Genomic DNA, 14673 nt, shown 5'->3' with positions numbered 1-14673 from the left:
CCACGTCGCAGGTCAGCTCGGGAGCCCGCCCCACACGGCGCGGGCTCCCGAGTCGCCGATGAGCACGAGCAGCACCATCGTGCCCGCCCCCACGGCGACGGCGGCCGCGGCGAGGCCGATCCGCACCGCCCGGGCGATGCCAGGGGAGCTCCGCCGCATCCGTTCGTCGGCGAACCGGAACCACGCCCACTGGCCCGCGGCGACGACGAAGAGCGCGATCGCCCACGGCAGGAGCATCTCGCCGAACTGCTGATGCCGCGCGACGGCGGGAAGCGGCCCGAGACGCTCGGCGAGCGAGCGACCCGCCGCCACCGTGATCGGGACGAGCGCGAGCACGACGGCCGCGCCCAGTGCGGTCACGATGCCGAGACGGGTCCTCGCCCGCGGCCAGAACGCGCCGAGCAGCAGTGCGAGTACCGTGAGCGGGGTGAGCACGACCACCGCGTGCACGATGAGCGGGTGCAGGGGCAAGCCCGCGACCTGGAGGAGGTCATCCGCCGCGAGCGGTGCGAGTTTCGAGGGATCCATGCCGAGAACACGACGCGCGGCGCCGCACGGTTCACCGTCGACGCGAGATGAACCATTCCCCGCTCCTTCTCGTTCTCTCTGCAGAGGACAGGAGGTGGCGGATGCCGCTCGATGACGACCGTCGGCTCGACGCGCTCTACGAGGCGCACGGACCGTCGGTCTGGAGGTACGTCGTGCATCTCACCGGCGACGCCGCCGGCGCCGACGACATCGTGCAGGAGACCCTGCTGCGTGCCTGGCGGAGCCCGCGGATCATGGCGCAGGAGCCGGCGTCCGCGAGGTCCTGGATGATCACGGTGGCGCGTAACCTCGTGATCGACGAGGCGCGCAGCGCCCGGCGGCGCCACGAGATCGGGGTCGCCGAGACGCCCGAACGGCTCGCCGACGACGCCACGGACGCCCTGTTCGAGAGCCTGCTGGTCGAGGAGGCGCTCGTGACGTTGAGCGAGGAGCATCGGGCGGTGATCGTCCACGCGTACTACGGCGGATGCAGCGTGGCCGAGGTCGCCCGTCGGCTCGGCATCCCGGAGGGTACGGTGAAGTCCCGACTGCATTACGGGCTTCGGGCGTTGCGGCTCGCGCTGCAGGAGAGAGGGGTGACGCGATGAACCCGGATCACGCGCGCTTCGCGGACTGGGACTCGGCCTACGTGCTCGGTGCGCTGTCGCCGGCCGAGCGCGCCGAGTACGAACATCACCTGGAGGCCTGCGAGCGGTGCCGACGGTCGGTCGCCGAGCTCGCCCCCATGCCGGGCCTGCTCACGCGGCTCGCGCCGGAGCGCGCCTTCGCGCTCCTCGACGACGGCGACGCCGAACCGCTCGGCGCCCCGCGCGAGCGCCTCCTCGACGCGGTCCGGCTGGAGGACCGCCGTCGGCGCCGTCGGGCCCGCACCTGGTGGATCGCGTCCGCTGCGGCGGCCCTGGTCGTCGTCGCCGCGATCGCCGTGCCGCTCGGCATCGGCACGGCTCCGAGCCCGGGGGAGTCGGTGGCGTTCGAGGCCGTCGCCGAGGTCCCGCTCACCGCGACCGCCACGCTCACCCAGGTCGCGTGGGGCACGAAGATCGAGCTCGACTGCCGGTACGCCGACGCCGAGGCATCCGACGCCCCCGCCGACGGCTGGCCGTACGCGCTCGTGGTCGTCGGTCGCGACGGCGAGCGCACGGATGTCTCGAGCTGGCGCGCGAGCCCCGGCGCCGCCGCCCGCCTCTCGGCGGGTGCCGCGCTCGACCTCGACGAGATCGCGTCGCTCGAGATCCGTGCGATCGGCAGCGGCGACGTGCTCATGCGCAGCACCGTCGACTGAACCGCCCGCGGGCGGGATCGGTTCGGCCGCACGGTGAACGATCCGGGGCTCCCTCTCGTGCTCTCTGCAGAGCCGCGATCGCGGCCGATCGGATGAGAGAAGGACTTCGCATGAAGCTGCGCATCACCACAGGACTGGCCGCACTGGGGCTGCTCGTCGCATTGACGGGCTGCTCGGCGTCGGGTTCGGGCGACTCGGGCGACACCGGGTACGGCGGGGGGACCTCGACCGAGACCGAGGCGCCCGACACCGGGGCAGCGTCGTCGGGCGCGCTCCTCACCACGGCGGACTCGGAGCTCGGCGAGATCGTCGTCGACGGCGAGGGCATGACCGTCTACATGTTCGACACCGACACCCAGGGCGGCGACGCGAGCAGCTGCGAGGGGCAGTGCGCCGCGAACTGGCCCGCCGTGACGACGGACTCCGACACTCCCGAGGTCGAGGGCGTGACGGGTGAGGTCGGCACCATCACGGGCGTCGACGGCAAGACCCAGCTGACACTCGACGGCTGGCCGCTCTACACCTTCGCCGGCGACAGCGCCGCAGGCGACACGAACGGCCAGGGCGTCAACGGCGTCTGGTGGGTGCTGAGCCCCGCCGGGGAGAAGATCGGCGGCTGACGACGTTCGCGACTACGCGGGGCGCGGTGCCGCATGGCGACCGCGCTCCGTGTAGTCGCGCGGCGCGCGCACCGGGGCTGCGGGCGAGGCGGCGAGGACGCGTGCTTCGCGCCGGGTGACGACGCGTTCGTGTGCCTCGCGGATCTCGTGCTCGGTCGCGCGGAAGCGGCGGTCGGTCGCACGGGCGGCGAGGTGGCCTGCGGCGAAGGCGGCTGCGAGGTGCATGGTTCCGTTCCGTCCTGGGAGGTGCCCTCGGATCGAGGGTGGTTCCATGCTCGTGACCGGCGCGGGTCGGCGGATCAGGGCCTGCCCGCCGGGCATCCCCGGGAGTACACTGAGATTCTCTCGGGAAGCAATCTCCGGAAGCGCCCGGGAGACTGCACGGGGAGGTGCGGCATGCCGGGCATCGATGTCATCGCAGGCGTCGCGTTCATCGCGACCTTCATCGTCGTGAGCATCGCCACGGCCGACTCGGCCGGTCTCGAGCAGCGACTGCGCCGCCGCGGCAGCGTCGCCGAGTCCGCGCAGGCGATCCGCCATGCGCAGGAGGTCGTCGACTTCGCCCGAAGCGGCTACCTCGGCGTGGTGTGCACGCCGAGCCGTCGGGCGATGCTGCACCTCGGCGGCGACCTCGACGAGGCCGACTCGCCGCCTGCACCGCCCGCGCGACCCGTCGAGGTCGTCGAGGTCGTCGAGGTGGTGCCGCTCGGCCCCGCGCCGGGGGTCCGTCACCTCGCCCCGCGGAGGTTCCGCCCGCGCCGCACGCGGCTCGCCCGTGGCATCCGCGCCATGTGGCACGCCGCCCCGCTCAGCCCGCCGGGGGAGCGAAGAGCGCCGGCCACCACGCGACCGCCAGCGGATACCCGATGAACGACACCATGTCGAGCACCCAGTGCGCGACGACGAGCGGCATCGTGCGACCCCAGCGCCGGTAGCACCAGCCGAACACGACGCCCATCGCGACGTTGCCGACGAAGGGGCCGAAGCCCTGGTACAGGTGATAGGTGCCGCGGAGCAGCGCGCTCGAGACGATGGTCGCCCACGGGCCGACGCCGAGTTCGCGCAACCGCGTGAACAGGTAGCCGACGACGATCACCTCCTCGACGAGCGCCGCCTTCAGGGCCGCGAGCACGAGGATCGGGATCGTCCACCAGTGCGTGTCGAGGGGTGACGGGACGACGGCGACGGTCACGCCCGCGGCGCGACCGATGGCGTAGAGGGCGAGCCCCGGCACACCGATCGCGGCGACGAGGGCGAGACCGGATGCCACGTCGCGACCCGGTCTCGTGAGGTCGAGGCCGATTCGCCGGAAAGGGTTTCCGCCGGGCGTCCAGAGCAGGTACAGCGCGAGCGCCACGACGAACAGCCCGAAGAACACGTCGAGGAACTGGTAGGTGAAGTCGAGCCATTCGCGGCTCGCGCGCGACTGGTTGATCGCCGCCGACTGCTCGGCCAGCGGGCGCTCGTCCGTGATCCGGGCGATGATCGACACGATCGAATACACCGCCGACGCGCCGAGCGAGAGGCCGAGCACGATCGCCACTTCGATCCGCAGTCGTCGTGCATCGGGCATGCAGCAATACTCGCATGCGAAGCCCAAACGCAAATATCGTGCGCGAACGCGACGCAATGCGTCGAACGAGCGCTCGCTAGGTTGCGCATCGGTAACGGTTTCCGTCTCGACTTTGCATCTTCAGGAACGATTCGTAGTCTGGCACCACGAAGCGCACAGATGCGGTCACAATCCGATCTGCCCCCGCGCACATCTCACAGGAGGAACATTGAAGATCAAGAGAATCGGCGTTGCAGCCATTGCTCTTGCTGCATCCGGCGCATTGGTGCTGACCGGCTGCACGAGCGGCGGCACCGAGTCGACCGAGTCCGCCGGTGACGCGACCGCGATCATCACGACGAACGGCTCCGAGCCCCAGAACCCGCTGGTCCCGACCAACACCACCGAGACCGGTGGCGGCAAGATCGTGACCTCGATGTTCGCCGGCCTCGTGTCCTACACGGCCGAGGGTGAGATCGAGAACGACGTCGCCGAGTCGATCGAGTCCGACGACTCGCAGCACTGGACCGTCACCCTCAAGGAGGGCCAGAAGTTCTCCGACGGCACCGACGTCACCGCGAACTCGTTCGTCGACGCCTGGAACTACGGTGCGCTCTTCAGCAACGCGCAGAGCTCGTCCTACTTCTTCGACAACATCGAGGGCTTCAGCTACGAGGCTGACTCGGAGCTCACGGGCCTCAAGGTCGTCGACGACCTGACCTTCACGGTCGACCTGGTCGCGCCCGAGGCCGACTGGCCGCTGCGCCTCGGCTACTCGGCGTACTCGCCGCTGCCCGAGTCCGCGTTCGAGGACATGGAAGCCTTCGGTCAGAACCCGATCGGCAACGGCCCGTACATGTTCGCCAGCGAAGACGCGTGGACCCACGAAGAGAAGATCGACCTCGTGGTCAACCCCGAGTACGACGGCGTTCGCAAGGCCCAGAACGGCGGTCTGACGATCGTCTTCTACGCCTCGCAGGACACCGCCTACGCCGACGTTCAGGCCGGCAACCTCGACGTGCTCGACGCCGTGCCCGACTCGGCGTTCGAGACCTACGAGGACGAGTTCGGCGACCGTGCGGTCAACCAGCCGGCTGCCATCTTCCAGGGCTTCAACATGCCGTACTACCTCGAGCACTGGAGCGGCGAAGAGGGCAAGCTCCGTCGCGCCGCCATCTCGATGGCGATCAACCGCGACGAGATCACCGACGTGATCTTCCAGGGCACCCGCACCCCGGCGACCGACTACACCTCGCCGGTCATCGCGGGCTGGACCGACAAGCTCGAGGGCGCTGAGGTCCTCGCGTACAACCCCGACGAGGCCAAGAAGCTCTGGGCCGAGGCCGACGCGATCGCCCCGTACGGCGACACCGTCTTCGACCTCGCGTACAACGCCGACGGCGGCCACCAGGCCTGGGTCGACGCAGTCGTGAACTCGATCGCCAACACCCTCGGCATCCAGGCCGTGGGCAAGCCCTACCCGACGTTCGCTGCGGCCCTCGACGACCGCAAGAACGACAAGCTGACCGGTGGCACGCGCGCCGGCTGGCAGGGCGACTACCCCTCGATGTACAACTTCCTCGCTCCGCTGTACCAGACCGGTGCCGGCTCGAACTACGAGGACTACTCGAGCGAAGAGTTCGACAACCTCCTCAAGGAGGGTGCTGTCGCTCCCTCCGTCGAGGACGCGACCGCCAAGTTCCAGCAGGCGCAGGAAGTCCTCCTGAAGGACCTCCCCGCGATCCCGCTGTGGTACTCGAACGTGACCGGCGTTTCGGCCGACACGGTCGACAACGTGGTGTTCGGCTGGGACTCGGTGCCGCTGTACCACCAGATCACCAAGGGCTGATGGCGTAACACTCGCCTATAATCCCGTCTAGCATGATGTCCGGGGCGGCAACGCCCCGGACATCATGCTGATATCTGTTTGTTCGACTTTTGTGATTGCGGCCCAAAATGCTCTCAGCACTAAACCCTGAGGAGCGCTGATGCTCTGGTACACCGGAAAGCGTCTTCTCCAAATCATCCCCGTGCTCCTCGGAGCCACCTTCCTCATCTACTTCATGGTGTTCGCCATGCCGGGCGACCCGATTGCGGCGCTCTACGGCGACCGCCCGCCCGCCCCCGGCGTGATCGACCAGATCCGCGAGCAGTACCACCTGAACGACCCGTTCATCGTGCAGTACTTCTACTACCTCGCCGGGATCTTCCAGGGCGACTTCGGCGTCACGTACTCGGGCCAGCCGGTCAGTGAAGTCCTCGCCCGTACGTTCCCCGTCACGCTCCGACTCGCCGTGCTCGCGATCTTCTTCGAGATGGTCGCCGGCATCACCGTGGGTCTCATCAGCGGCCTGCGCAAGGGCGGCATCTTCGATGCGACCGGTCTCGCGGTGAGCCTCGTGCTCATCTCGCTGCCGGTCTTCGTCATCGGCTTCGTCGCGCAGTACTTCATGGCCATCCAGTGGGGCTGGTTCAGCCCGACGGTCGGCGCGGGTGCTCCGCTCGAAGACCTCGTCCTGCCCGCCATCGTGCTGGCGACGATCAGCTTCGCGCAGATCGTGCGACTGACTCGAGCCTCGGTCATCGAGACCAGCGGCCTCGACTTCGTGCGCACGGCCTACAGCAAGGGCCTCACGCGACGGCGCGTGGTTCCCGTGCACATCCTGCGCAACTCGCTGATCCCGGTCGTCACCTACCTCGGCACCGACTTCGGCACGCTGCTCGTCGGCGCGACCGTGACCGAGGGCATCTTCAACGTGCCCGGCGTCGGTCGCACGCTGTACCAGGCGGTGCTCAAGGGCGAGGGGCCGACGGTCGTGTCCTTCGTCACGATCATGGTGCTGATGTACCTCGTCGTGAACCTCCTCATCGACCTTCTCTACGCCGTGCTCGACCCGAGGATCCGCTATGCCTGACACGTCTTCATCGAAGCCCCGCATCGAGCACTACGTCGCTCCGCTGGAGGAGACGCCGCTCGCAGCGATCGACAGCGTCAAGACCGACGGCAAGCCGTCGAACCTGTGGATCGACGCCTGGCACGACCTGCGTCGTCGCCCGATGTTCTGGATCTCGTCCGCGATGATCCTCATCATCGTGTTCGTCGCGCTGTTCCCCGGCCTGTTCACGAACGAGCCGCCGAACTCCGACTGCCAGCTCGCCAACAGCAACGGCGGCCCCCAGCCGGGCCACCCGCTCGGGTTCACCCGCCAGGGCTGCGACGTGTTCGCGCGCATCGTGTACGGCGCGGGCACCTCGCTCTCGGTCGGCATCATCGTGACGATCCTGGTGTTCACCCTCGGCGTGCTCTTCGGCGCGTTCGCGGGCTACTACGGCGGTGCCGTCGACAGCGTGCTCTCGCGCCTCGGCGACATCTTCTTCTCGATCCCCTACATCCTCGCGGCCGTCGTGATCATGTCGGTGCTCGCGGACTACCGCAACGTGTGGGTCATCTCCCTCGCGATCGGTATCTTCGCGTGGCCGGCCACAGCCCGAGTGCTGAGATCCGAGATCCTCAGGGTCAAGAACGCCGACTTCGTCACCGCCGCCACGGCGATCGGCGTCTCGCGCTTCAAGATCCTGTGGGCGCACGTCGTGCCGAACGCGATCGCCCCGGTCATCGTGATCGCGACGATCTCGCTCGCCGGTGCGATCGTCGCCGAGGCGACGCTCTCGTTCCTCGGCGTCGGCCTGCCCTCGCAGTTCATGTCGTGGGGCAACGACATCGCCCAGGCGCAGACGACGCTCCGCACCGCTCCGCAGGTGCTGATCTACCCGTCGATCGCGCTTTCCCTGACCGTGTTCTCGTTCATCATGCTCGGTGAAGTCGTGCGAGACGCACTCGACCCGAAGGCGAGGGCACAGCGATGAGCACCCCCCTGCTCCAAGTCAAAGACCTCGAGGTCGCATTCCGCACCCAGACCGGCCTCGTGCAGGCGGTCCGCGGGGTGAGCTTCACCCTCGAGCGCGGCTCCAGCCTCGCCATCGTGGGCGAGTCGGGCTCGGGCAAGTCGACGACCGCTCACGCGATCATCAACCTGCTGCCCGGCACCGGTCACATCTCCGGCGGCCAGGTGCTGCTCGACGGCCAGGACCTCGCGAAGTCCTCGCAGCGCGAGATGGAACAGATCCGCGGTCGCAAGATCGGCTTCGTCCCCCAGGACCCGATGTCGAACCTCAACCCCGTGTGGTCGATCGGCTTCCAGGTCGAGGAGGCGATCCGTGCGAACGGCATCGCGAAGGGCCGCAAAGAGGTCAAGCAGCGCGCGATCCAGGTGCTGAAGGAGGCCGGTCTGCAGGACGCCGACCGCCGCCTGAAGCAGTTCCCGCACCAGTTCTCGGGCGGTATGCGTCAGCGCGTGCTCATCGGCATGGGCCTCGCGGCGAACCCGCAGCTCCTGATCGCCGACGAGCCCACGTCGGCGCTCGACGTCACGGTGCAGCGGGTCATCCTCGACCACCTCGAGTCGCTCACCCGCGAACTCGGCACGACGCTGCTGTTCATCACGCACGACCTCGGCCTCGCGGCCGAGCGCGCCGAGCAGCTCCTCGTCATGTACAAGGGCCAGGTCGTCGAGTCGGGCCCCTCGGCCCAGATCCTGCAGAACCCGCAGCACCCGTACACGCAGCGCCTCGTGGCTGCGGCGCCGAGCCTCGCCTCGCGTCGCATCCAGGCGACCGGCAGCATCGCAGCGGCCGAGTCGTCGATCGCGGCCGACGCGTCGTCGGCTGCGGGCGAGGCGATCGACCTGCTCGCGACCGCCGAGGCCCGTGCCGAGGCGCTCGAGGCCGCTGCGTCGCAGCCGCCGGCGATCGTGGTCGAGAACCTGACCAAGGTGTTCAAGATCCGCGGATCCGGCGACTTCACCGCGGTCGACGACGTCTCGTTCCAGATCGCGAAGGGCACCACCACGGCGCTCGTCGGCGAGTCGGGCTCGGGCAAGTCGACCGTCGCGAAGATGCTGCTGAAGCTGGAGGACGCGACGAGCGGCAAGATCGTCGTCGGCGGCCACGACCTCGCGAGCGTGAAGGGCAAGGAGCTGTTCTCGCTCCGCAGCCGCATGCAGCCGGTCTTCCAGGACCCGTACGGTTCGCTGAACCCGCTCCGCAACATCGGCAACACGATCGCCGAGCCGCTCACGACGCACAAGATCGGCACGGCCAAGTCGCGTCGCGACCGCGTGTTCGAGCTGCTCGACCAGGTGTCGCTGCCGCGCACCCTGGTGAGCCGCTACCCGAACGAGCTCTCGGGCGGTCAGCGTCAGCGCATCGCCATCGCGCGTGCGCTCGCGTTGAAGCCCGAGATCGTCATCCTCGATGAGGCGGTCTCGGCGCTCGACGTGCTCGTGCAGGCGCAGATCCTGCGTCTGCTCGCCGAGCTGCAGGCCGAGCTCAACCTGACGTACCTCTTCATCACCCACGACCTCGCGGTCGTGCGCGTCATCGCCGACAACGTCTGCGTGATGCAGAAGGGGCGCATCGTCGAGGCGGCGACCACCGACGAGGTGTTCGACCACCCGAAGGAGCAGTACACCCGAGACCTGCTCGCGGCCATCCCGGGCGCGAACATCAAGCTCGGCGCGTAGCCTCCGCAGTCCCGAACGCCCGGCATCCGCCCTCGGATGCCGGGCGTTCGGCGTTCCCACGGCGGCGCATCGGGTGTTCCGCGACGGCGCGTTCGGCGCTCCGATGGGGCCCGTTCGGCAGACGCACGGCCGGGCACGGTACGATTGGTGGGCGCGAACCGTCGATCCACGGTCGTCCGCGCTCCCACAGACTCCCATCCAGCGCATCCGCGGCGCCCGGCCGAGCCCGTTTCCGGGTGGTCGATCAGACCGGATGCCTCACCGCGAGGAACCCATCCATGGCGAACGCCACCCGCAACTCCCTGCGCAACGTCGCGATCGTCGCGCACGTCGACCACGGCAAGACGACGCTCGTCGACGCGATGCTCAACCAGACCAACTCCTTCGACGCGCACGCGCACGTCGAGGAGCGCGCGATGGACTCGAACGAGCTCGAGCGCGAGAAGGGCATCACGATCCTCGCCAAGAACACGGCGATCACGTACAACGGCCTGCACGCCAACGGCGAGCCCATCACGATCAACGTGATCGACACCCCGGGCCACGCCGACTTCGGCGGCGAGGTCGAGCGCGGTCTCTCGATGGTCGACGGCGTCGTGCTCCTCGTCGACTCGAGCGAGGGCCCGCTGCCGCAGACCCGCTTCGTGCTGCGCAAGGCGCTCGAGGCCCGCATGCCGGTCATCCTGCTCGTGAACAAGACCGACCGTCCCGATGCGCGCATCGACGAGGTCGTGGCCGAGAGCCAGGACCTCCTGCTCGGTCTCGCCTCCGACCTGGCGGACGACGTGCCCGACCTCGACCTCGACGCGATCCTCGACGTGCCCGTCGTGTACGCCTCGGGCCGCAACGGCGCTGCGAGCCACAACAAGCCCGAGAACGGCGAGCTGCCCGACAACGGCGACCTCGAGCCGCTCTTCGAGGCGATCCTCAAGCACATCCCGGCTCCGACGTACGACGACGAGCACCCCCTGCAGGCGCACGTCACGAACCTCGACGCCTCGCCGTTCCTCGGTCGCCTGGCGCTCCTCCGCGTCTTCCAGGGCACCATCAAGAAGGGCCAGACCGTCGCGTGGGTCAAGCACGACGGTTCGGTGCAGAACGTGCGCGTGACCGAGCTCTTCCTCACGAAGGCGCTCGACCGCTACCCGGCCGAGAGCGCCGGCCCCGGTGACATCGCGGTCGTCGCCGGCTTCGAAGACATCATGATCGGCGACACCCTCGCCGACCCCGAGGACGTCCGTCCGCTTCCGGTCATCGCGGTCGACGAGCCCGCCATCTCGATGACGATCGGCACGAACACCTCGCCGCTCGTCGGCAAGGTGAAGGGCCACAAGCTCACCGCCCGCATGGTGAAGGACCGCCTCGACCGCGAGCTCGTCGGCAACGTGTCGCTGAAGATCGTCGACATCGGCCGCCCCGACGCATGGGAGGTGCAGGGTCGTGGCGAGCTCGCGCTCGCGATCCTCGTCGAGCAGATGCGCCGCGAGGGCTACGAGCTCACCGTCGGCAAGCCGCAGGTGGTCACGAAGCAGGTCGACGGCAAGACGCACGAGCCGTTCGAGCACCTCACGATCGACGCCCCCGAGGAGTACCTCGGCGCGATCACGCAGCTGCTCGCCGCCCGCAAGGGCCGCATGGACAACATGTCGAACCACGGCACCGGCTGGGTCCGCATGGAGTTCATCGTCCCGAGCCGCGGCCTCATCGGCTTCCGCACCGAGTTCATGACCACGACCCGCGGCACCGGCATCGCGAACGCGATCTCGCACGGCTACGACGCGTGGGCGGGCTCGATCACGACCCGCAACAACGGTTCGATCGTCGCCGACCGTTCGGGCGTCGTCACGCCGTTCGCGATCATCGCCCTGCAGGAGCGCATGACCTTCTTCGTGAACCCGACCGAAGAGGTCTACGAGGGCATGGTCATCGGCGAGAACTCGCGCGCCGACGACATGGACGTCAACATCACGAAGGAGAAGAAGCTCACGAACATGCGTTCGTCGACGGCCGACACCTTCGAGTCGATGACCCCGTCGCGCCAGCTCTCGCTGGAGGAGTGCCTCGAGTTCGCCCGCGAGGACGAGTGCGTCGAGGTCACCCCGACCGCGGTGCGCATCCGCAAGGTCGAGCTCGATGCGACGGCGCGTGCGCGCATCACCTCGCGTCTGAAGAAGCAGGGCTGATCGACAGCTCGGCTCACTGAACGCGGATGCCACGGGGTCGCCCCCGTGGCATCCGCGTTTCGCGTCTCGGCGGTGCACTGGGCATTCATGCATGTGCATCGGAGGTTTCTCCCAGAATCGCTGCGTACGTTACCTGAGATCGTCTCGACATCGAGACGTTTTCCGTTTCTGCCACGAAACCCGACCCCCACATACGTAACGCTTCATGACTAATTCCCCCACACGCGGCCGCCGCGCGGCCACCAGCAAGCCCGCCCGAACGACGGCGACCCGCCCTGAGCGCAGCCGCCCCCGCTTCCAGCCCCGTCAGGCGTTCTCCGTGATCGCGATGGCCTTCACCGGCGGCATGCTCGTCGCGACGAGCGTTCCCGCCCTCGCGGTGACCGCGACCGACGTCGAGAACCGGGCCTCCGTGTACGCACCCGTCGAGGACACGATCAGCTTCACGCCGCAGACCGTCGAGGTCGGCCCCGACGCCGTCGAGTCGACGCTCGCCGCCGAGGCCTACGACGTGCACGTGGCCCCGCCGCCCATCGTCTCGCAGGTCGCCAGCGTCGGCGCCGTCTCGCTCGTCGAGACCGGCGCCATCGTCTGGCCGGTGCAGAACCCCGAGAAGCGCAGCTCGGGCTTCGGCCCCCGCAGCGCACCGTGCGCGGGCTGCTCGACGAACCACGACGGGATCGACTTCAACCCCGGCAACGGCACCCCGGTGATGTCGATCGCCGACGGCGTCGTCGTGCTCGCCACCGAGAGCGGCGGCGGACTCGGCGTGAACGTCGAGGTGCAGCACAACGTCGGCGGCGAGGTCGTCACGAGCTCGTACGCGCACATGCAGTACGGCTCCATCGCCGTCTCGGAGGGGCAGCGCGTGACCGCCGGGCAGCAGCTCGGACTCGTCGGCACCACCGGTCAGTCGACCGGCCCGCACCTGCACCTCGAGATGTTCGGCACCGACGGAGTGCGCTTCGACGGGTTCGCCTGGCTCTCGGCCCGGATCGGCTGAGTCGGCACCGAATCGGCACGGACGACGAACGCCCGTCGTGATCCTGCGAGGATCGCGGCGGGCGTTCGTCCGTTGCCGTGCGATGCGCCGGGCTACACGCCCGTGAAGCGCGGCTCCCGCTTCTCGAGGAACGCCGCGACCCCTTCGCGCATGTCATCGGTGCGGAACGCATCGCCGAAGCCGTCGATCTCGAGCAGGGTCGCCGTCGCGGTGGGCTGCCCCGTGGCATCCACGAGCACACGCTTCGCGAGCCCGACCGCGGGCGCCGCGTTCTGCGCGACGAGTTCGAGCGTCTCGCGTGCACCCGCGAAGAGGGCGTCGCGATCTGCGAAGCGGCGTGCGACGAGGCCCGATGCGACGGCCTCGTCGATGCCGATGCGCCGCCCGGTGTAGATGAGCTCCTTCGCGCGGGCGAGGCCGACCGCACGGGGCAGCCGCACCGTGCCGCCGAAGCCGGGGATGAGGCCGAGCTTCACCTCGGGCTGACCGAAGCTCGAGGCCTCCGTCGCGTAGATCAGGTCGCAGGCGAGCGCGAGCTCGAGGCCGCCGCCGAGCGCGAAGCCGTCGACGCAGGCGATCACCGGCGCCGGGAGCGCCTCGATCATGGCGGCGACGCGATGCCCGGCCTCGGCCTCCGCCTCGCCCTCCTCGGGGCTGAGGTCGGCGAGGGCGCGCAGGTCGGCGCCCGCGACGAACGCGCGCCCGCCGGCGCCGGTCAGCAGCACGCCGCGCACGGCGGGGCCCTCGTCGGCGAGGTCGGCGAAGACCTGGGCGAGGGCGGCGAGCACGGCGGGGGAGAGGGCGTTGAGGGCTGCCGGGCGGTCGATCGTGACGATCGCGAACGGCCCGTCGCGCTCGACGCGCACCTCGGGCTGCTCGGTCGTCGCGGGGCTCGTGGCATCGGTCATCGTCGTCGATCCTCTCCGTCGGGCGGTGTCGGCTCCACGCTACGGCACCCGCCCGGCGCGTGGTGCGCCCCGGTAGACTCGCTGCCATGTCTCCGACCCATGCCACCGCACGCCGGGCTGCCGCCGCGCTCGCGATCGCCGCGCTCTCGACCGCGCTGTTCGCCGGCTGCGCGAACCCCATCGAGGACCTCGTCAACCAGGGCGTCGAAGGCGCGATCGAAGACGCCACCGGCGGCGAGGTCAGCCTCGACGGCGAACTGCCTTCCGACTTCCCCGCCGAAATCCCGCTCGTCGACGGCGAGGTCGCGCTCAGCGCCGGCACCGGCGGCGCCGACGGCTGGATGGTCATGATCACGGCGAGCGCCGCCGATCCGATCGCCGACGCCGTCGCGAAGCTCGAGAGCGCCGGCTTCACCAAGAACACCGAACTCTCGGGCAGCGGCGCCGAGGCGCTCGTGTACTCGAACGGCACCTACCTCGTGCTCGTCGCCGCCGACGGCGAGACGGTCTCGTACACGGTCACCACCGCGACGCCATGAGCGGCGCCTACTCGGAGGCCGGCGAGACGAGTCTCGCCGGGCGCATCGGCGCGCTGCTGCTCGCGGCGCTCGTCGGCGTCGTCTTCGGCGCGGTGGCGACCGTCGGGCATCGGCACGTGCTGCGCATCGGCGAGGTCGCGATCCCGTGGGGGCTCGTCGCGGCGCTCGTCGGCGTCGCCGCGCTCCTCCTCGGCATCCGCCTGCTGACCCACGGGCGCGCGGTTACCGCCGCCGCGGCCGCGGGCCTCGTCATCATCGTCGCCGTGCTCACGCTGCCCGGTCCGGGCGGCTCGGTGCTCGTGGCGGGCGATCTCGCCGGCACCGTCTGGGCGGTGGCGCCCGCGCTCATCGCGGTCCTCATCGTCGCGTGGCCCGAACTGCCGTCGCACGCACGCGCGCGCGCCGCAGCGACTGCCGAACCGCCCGCCGAAGCACGCGCCGACGCGTAACGCGCG

The 14673-nt window shown here is 69.6% G+C and carries 16 protein-coding genes; 12 read left to right on the top strand and 4 right to left on the bottom strand.

Annotated elements, in window-relative coordinates; translation table 11 throughout:
* Positions 1-12: 12 nt before the first annotated feature.
* A complete protein-coding gene (locus ACFVTX_RS02490; RefSeq protein WP_386897740.1) occupies positions 13-528 on the bottom strand; it encodes a DUF2231 domain-containing protein in 516 nt (171 codons plus the stop codon).
* 101 nt (positions 529-629) lie between these two features.
* Here ACFVTX_RS02490 and ACFVTX_RS02485 point away from each other — a divergent pair, with 101 nt between their 5' ends.
* The 3 genes from ACFVTX_RS02485 to ACFVTX_RS02475 all read left to right on the top strand — a co-directional run bounded on the left by ACFVTX_RS02485 (position 630) and on the right by ACFVTX_RS02475 (position 2451).
* Positions 630-1136 (top strand): sigma-70 family RNA polymerase sigma factor, encoded by a 507-nt coding sequence (locus ACFVTX_RS02485; protein ID WP_386897738.1) that lies wholly within the window; start codon positions 630-632, stop codon positions 1134-1136.
* Positions 1133-1831: an anti-sigma factor family protein gene (locus tag ACFVTX_RS02480; RefSeq protein WP_386897736.1), complete on the top strand. Its 699-nt coding sequence runs from the start codon at positions 1133-1135 to the stop codon at positions 1829-1831. The genes ACFVTX_RS02485 and ACFVTX_RS02480 overlap by 4 nt, the downstream gene beginning before the upstream one ends.
* A 110-nt stretch (positions 1832-1941) precedes the next feature.
* Positions 1942-2451: a hypothetical protein gene (locus ACFVTX_RS02475; RefSeq protein WP_386897734.1), complete on the top strand. Its 510-nt coding sequence runs from the start codon at positions 1942-1944 to the stop codon at positions 2449-2451.
* A gap of 12 nt (positions 2452-2463) precedes the next feature.
* Here ACFVTX_RS02475 and ACFVTX_RS02470 read toward each other — a convergent pair whose 3' ends face one another.
* Positions 2464-2676 carry a hypothetical protein gene (locus tag ACFVTX_RS02470; RefSeq protein ID WP_386897732.1) on the bottom strand — a complete coding sequence of 71 codons (213 nt, stop codon included), beginning with the start codon at positions 2674-2676 and terminating at the stop codon, positions 2464-2466.
* A 171-nt stretch (positions 2677-2847) separates the two neighbouring features.
* Here ACFVTX_RS02470 and ACFVTX_RS02465 point away from each other — a divergent pair, with 171 nt between their 5' ends.
* Positions 2848-3321 (top strand): hypothetical protein, encoded by a 474-nt coding sequence (locus tag ACFVTX_RS02465; RefSeq protein WP_386897730.1) that lies wholly within the window; start codon positions 2848-2850, stop codon positions 3319-3321.
* Here ACFVTX_RS02465 and ACFVTX_RS02460 read toward each other — a convergent pair.
* Positions 3260-4024 carry a CPBP family intramembrane glutamic endopeptidase gene (locus tag ACFVTX_RS02460; RefSeq protein ID WP_386897729.1) on the bottom strand — a complete coding sequence of 255 codons (765 nt, stop codon included), beginning with the start codon at positions 4022-4024 and terminating at the stop codon, positions 3260-3262. The two genes, ACFVTX_RS02465 and ACFVTX_RS02460, sit on opposite strands and share 62 nt — an antisense overlap.
* A 208-nt stretch (positions 4025-4232) precedes the next feature.
* Between ACFVTX_RS02460 and ACFVTX_RS02455 the strand changes: the two genes are divergently transcribed.
* The 6 genes from ACFVTX_RS02455 to ACFVTX_RS02430 all read left to right on the top strand — a co-directional run bounded on the left by ACFVTX_RS02455 (position 4233) and on the right by ACFVTX_RS02430 (position 12771).
* Positions 4233-5852 carry an ABC transporter substrate-binding protein gene (locus ACFVTX_RS02455; RefSeq protein ID WP_386897727.1) on the top strand — a complete coding sequence of 540 codons (1620 nt, stop codon included), beginning with the start codon at positions 4233-4235 and terminating at the stop codon, positions 5850-5852.
* Between the two features lie 139 nt (positions 5853-5991).
* Positions 5992-6918 (top strand): ABC transporter permease, encoded by a 927-nt coding sequence (locus tag ACFVTX_RS02450; RefSeq protein WP_386897726.1) that lies wholly within the window; start codon positions 5992-5994, stop codon positions 6916-6918.
* A complete protein-coding gene (locus tag ACFVTX_RS02445) occupies positions 6911-7870 on the top strand; it encodes an ABC transporter permease (protein WP_386897724.1) in 960 nt (319 codons plus the stop codon). Before ACFVTX_RS02450 ends, ACFVTX_RS02445 begins: the two co-directional genes overlap by 8 nt.
* The gene (locus ACFVTX_RS02440) at positions 7867-9585 is read left to right on the top strand and encodes a dipeptide ABC transporter ATP-binding protein (protein ID WP_386897722.1); all 1719 of its coding nucleotides are present in this window, start codon (positions 7867-7869) and stop codon (positions 9583-9585) included. The genes ACFVTX_RS02445 and ACFVTX_RS02440 overlap by 4 nt, the downstream gene beginning before the upstream one ends.
* A gap of 278 nt (positions 9586-9863) precedes the next feature.
* Entirely contained in the window at positions 9864-11768 is a 1905-nt protein-coding gene (typA, locus tag ACFVTX_RS02435; RefSeq protein WP_386897720.1) for a translational GTPase TypA, read from the top strand.
* A gap of 205 nt (positions 11769-11973) precedes the next feature.
* Positions 11974-12771 carry a M23 family metallopeptidase gene (locus tag ACFVTX_RS02430; RefSeq protein ID WP_386897718.1) on the top strand — a complete coding sequence of 266 codons (798 nt, stop codon included), beginning with the start codon at positions 11974-11976 and terminating at the stop codon, positions 12769-12771.
* Positions 12772-12863: 92 nt separating this feature from the next.
* Here ACFVTX_RS02430 and ACFVTX_RS02425 read toward each other — a convergent pair whose 3' ends face one another.
* The gene (locus tag ACFVTX_RS02425; protein ID WP_386897716.1) at positions 12864-13679 is read right to left on the bottom strand and encodes an enoyl-CoA hydratase/isomerase family protein; all 816 of its coding nucleotides are present in this window, start codon (positions 13677-13679) and stop codon (positions 12864-12866) included.
* Between the two features lie 86 nt (positions 13680-13765).
* Here ACFVTX_RS02425 and ACFVTX_RS02420 point away from each other — a divergent pair, with 86 nt between their 5' ends.
* Positions 13766-14218, top strand: coding sequence for a hypothetical protein (locus ACFVTX_RS02420; RefSeq protein WP_386897714.1), 453 nt, complete (start codon positions 13766-13768; stop codon positions 14216-14218).
* A complete protein-coding gene (locus ACFVTX_RS02415) occupies positions 14215-14667 on the top strand; it encodes a hypothetical protein (RefSeq protein WP_386897712.1) in 453 nt (150 codons plus the stop codon). The genes ACFVTX_RS02420 and ACFVTX_RS02415 overlap by 4 nt, the downstream gene beginning before the upstream one ends.
* Positions 14668-14673: the final 6 nt, after the last annotated feature.

Origin of the sequence: Agromyces sp. NPDC058136 (assembly GCF_042884375.1) — a bacterium.
Taxonomy (GTDB): Bacteria; Actinomycetota; Actinomycetes; order Actinomycetales; family Microbacteriaceae; genus Agromyces.
This window is presented reverse-complemented; position numbering and strand designations above follow the sequence as displayed.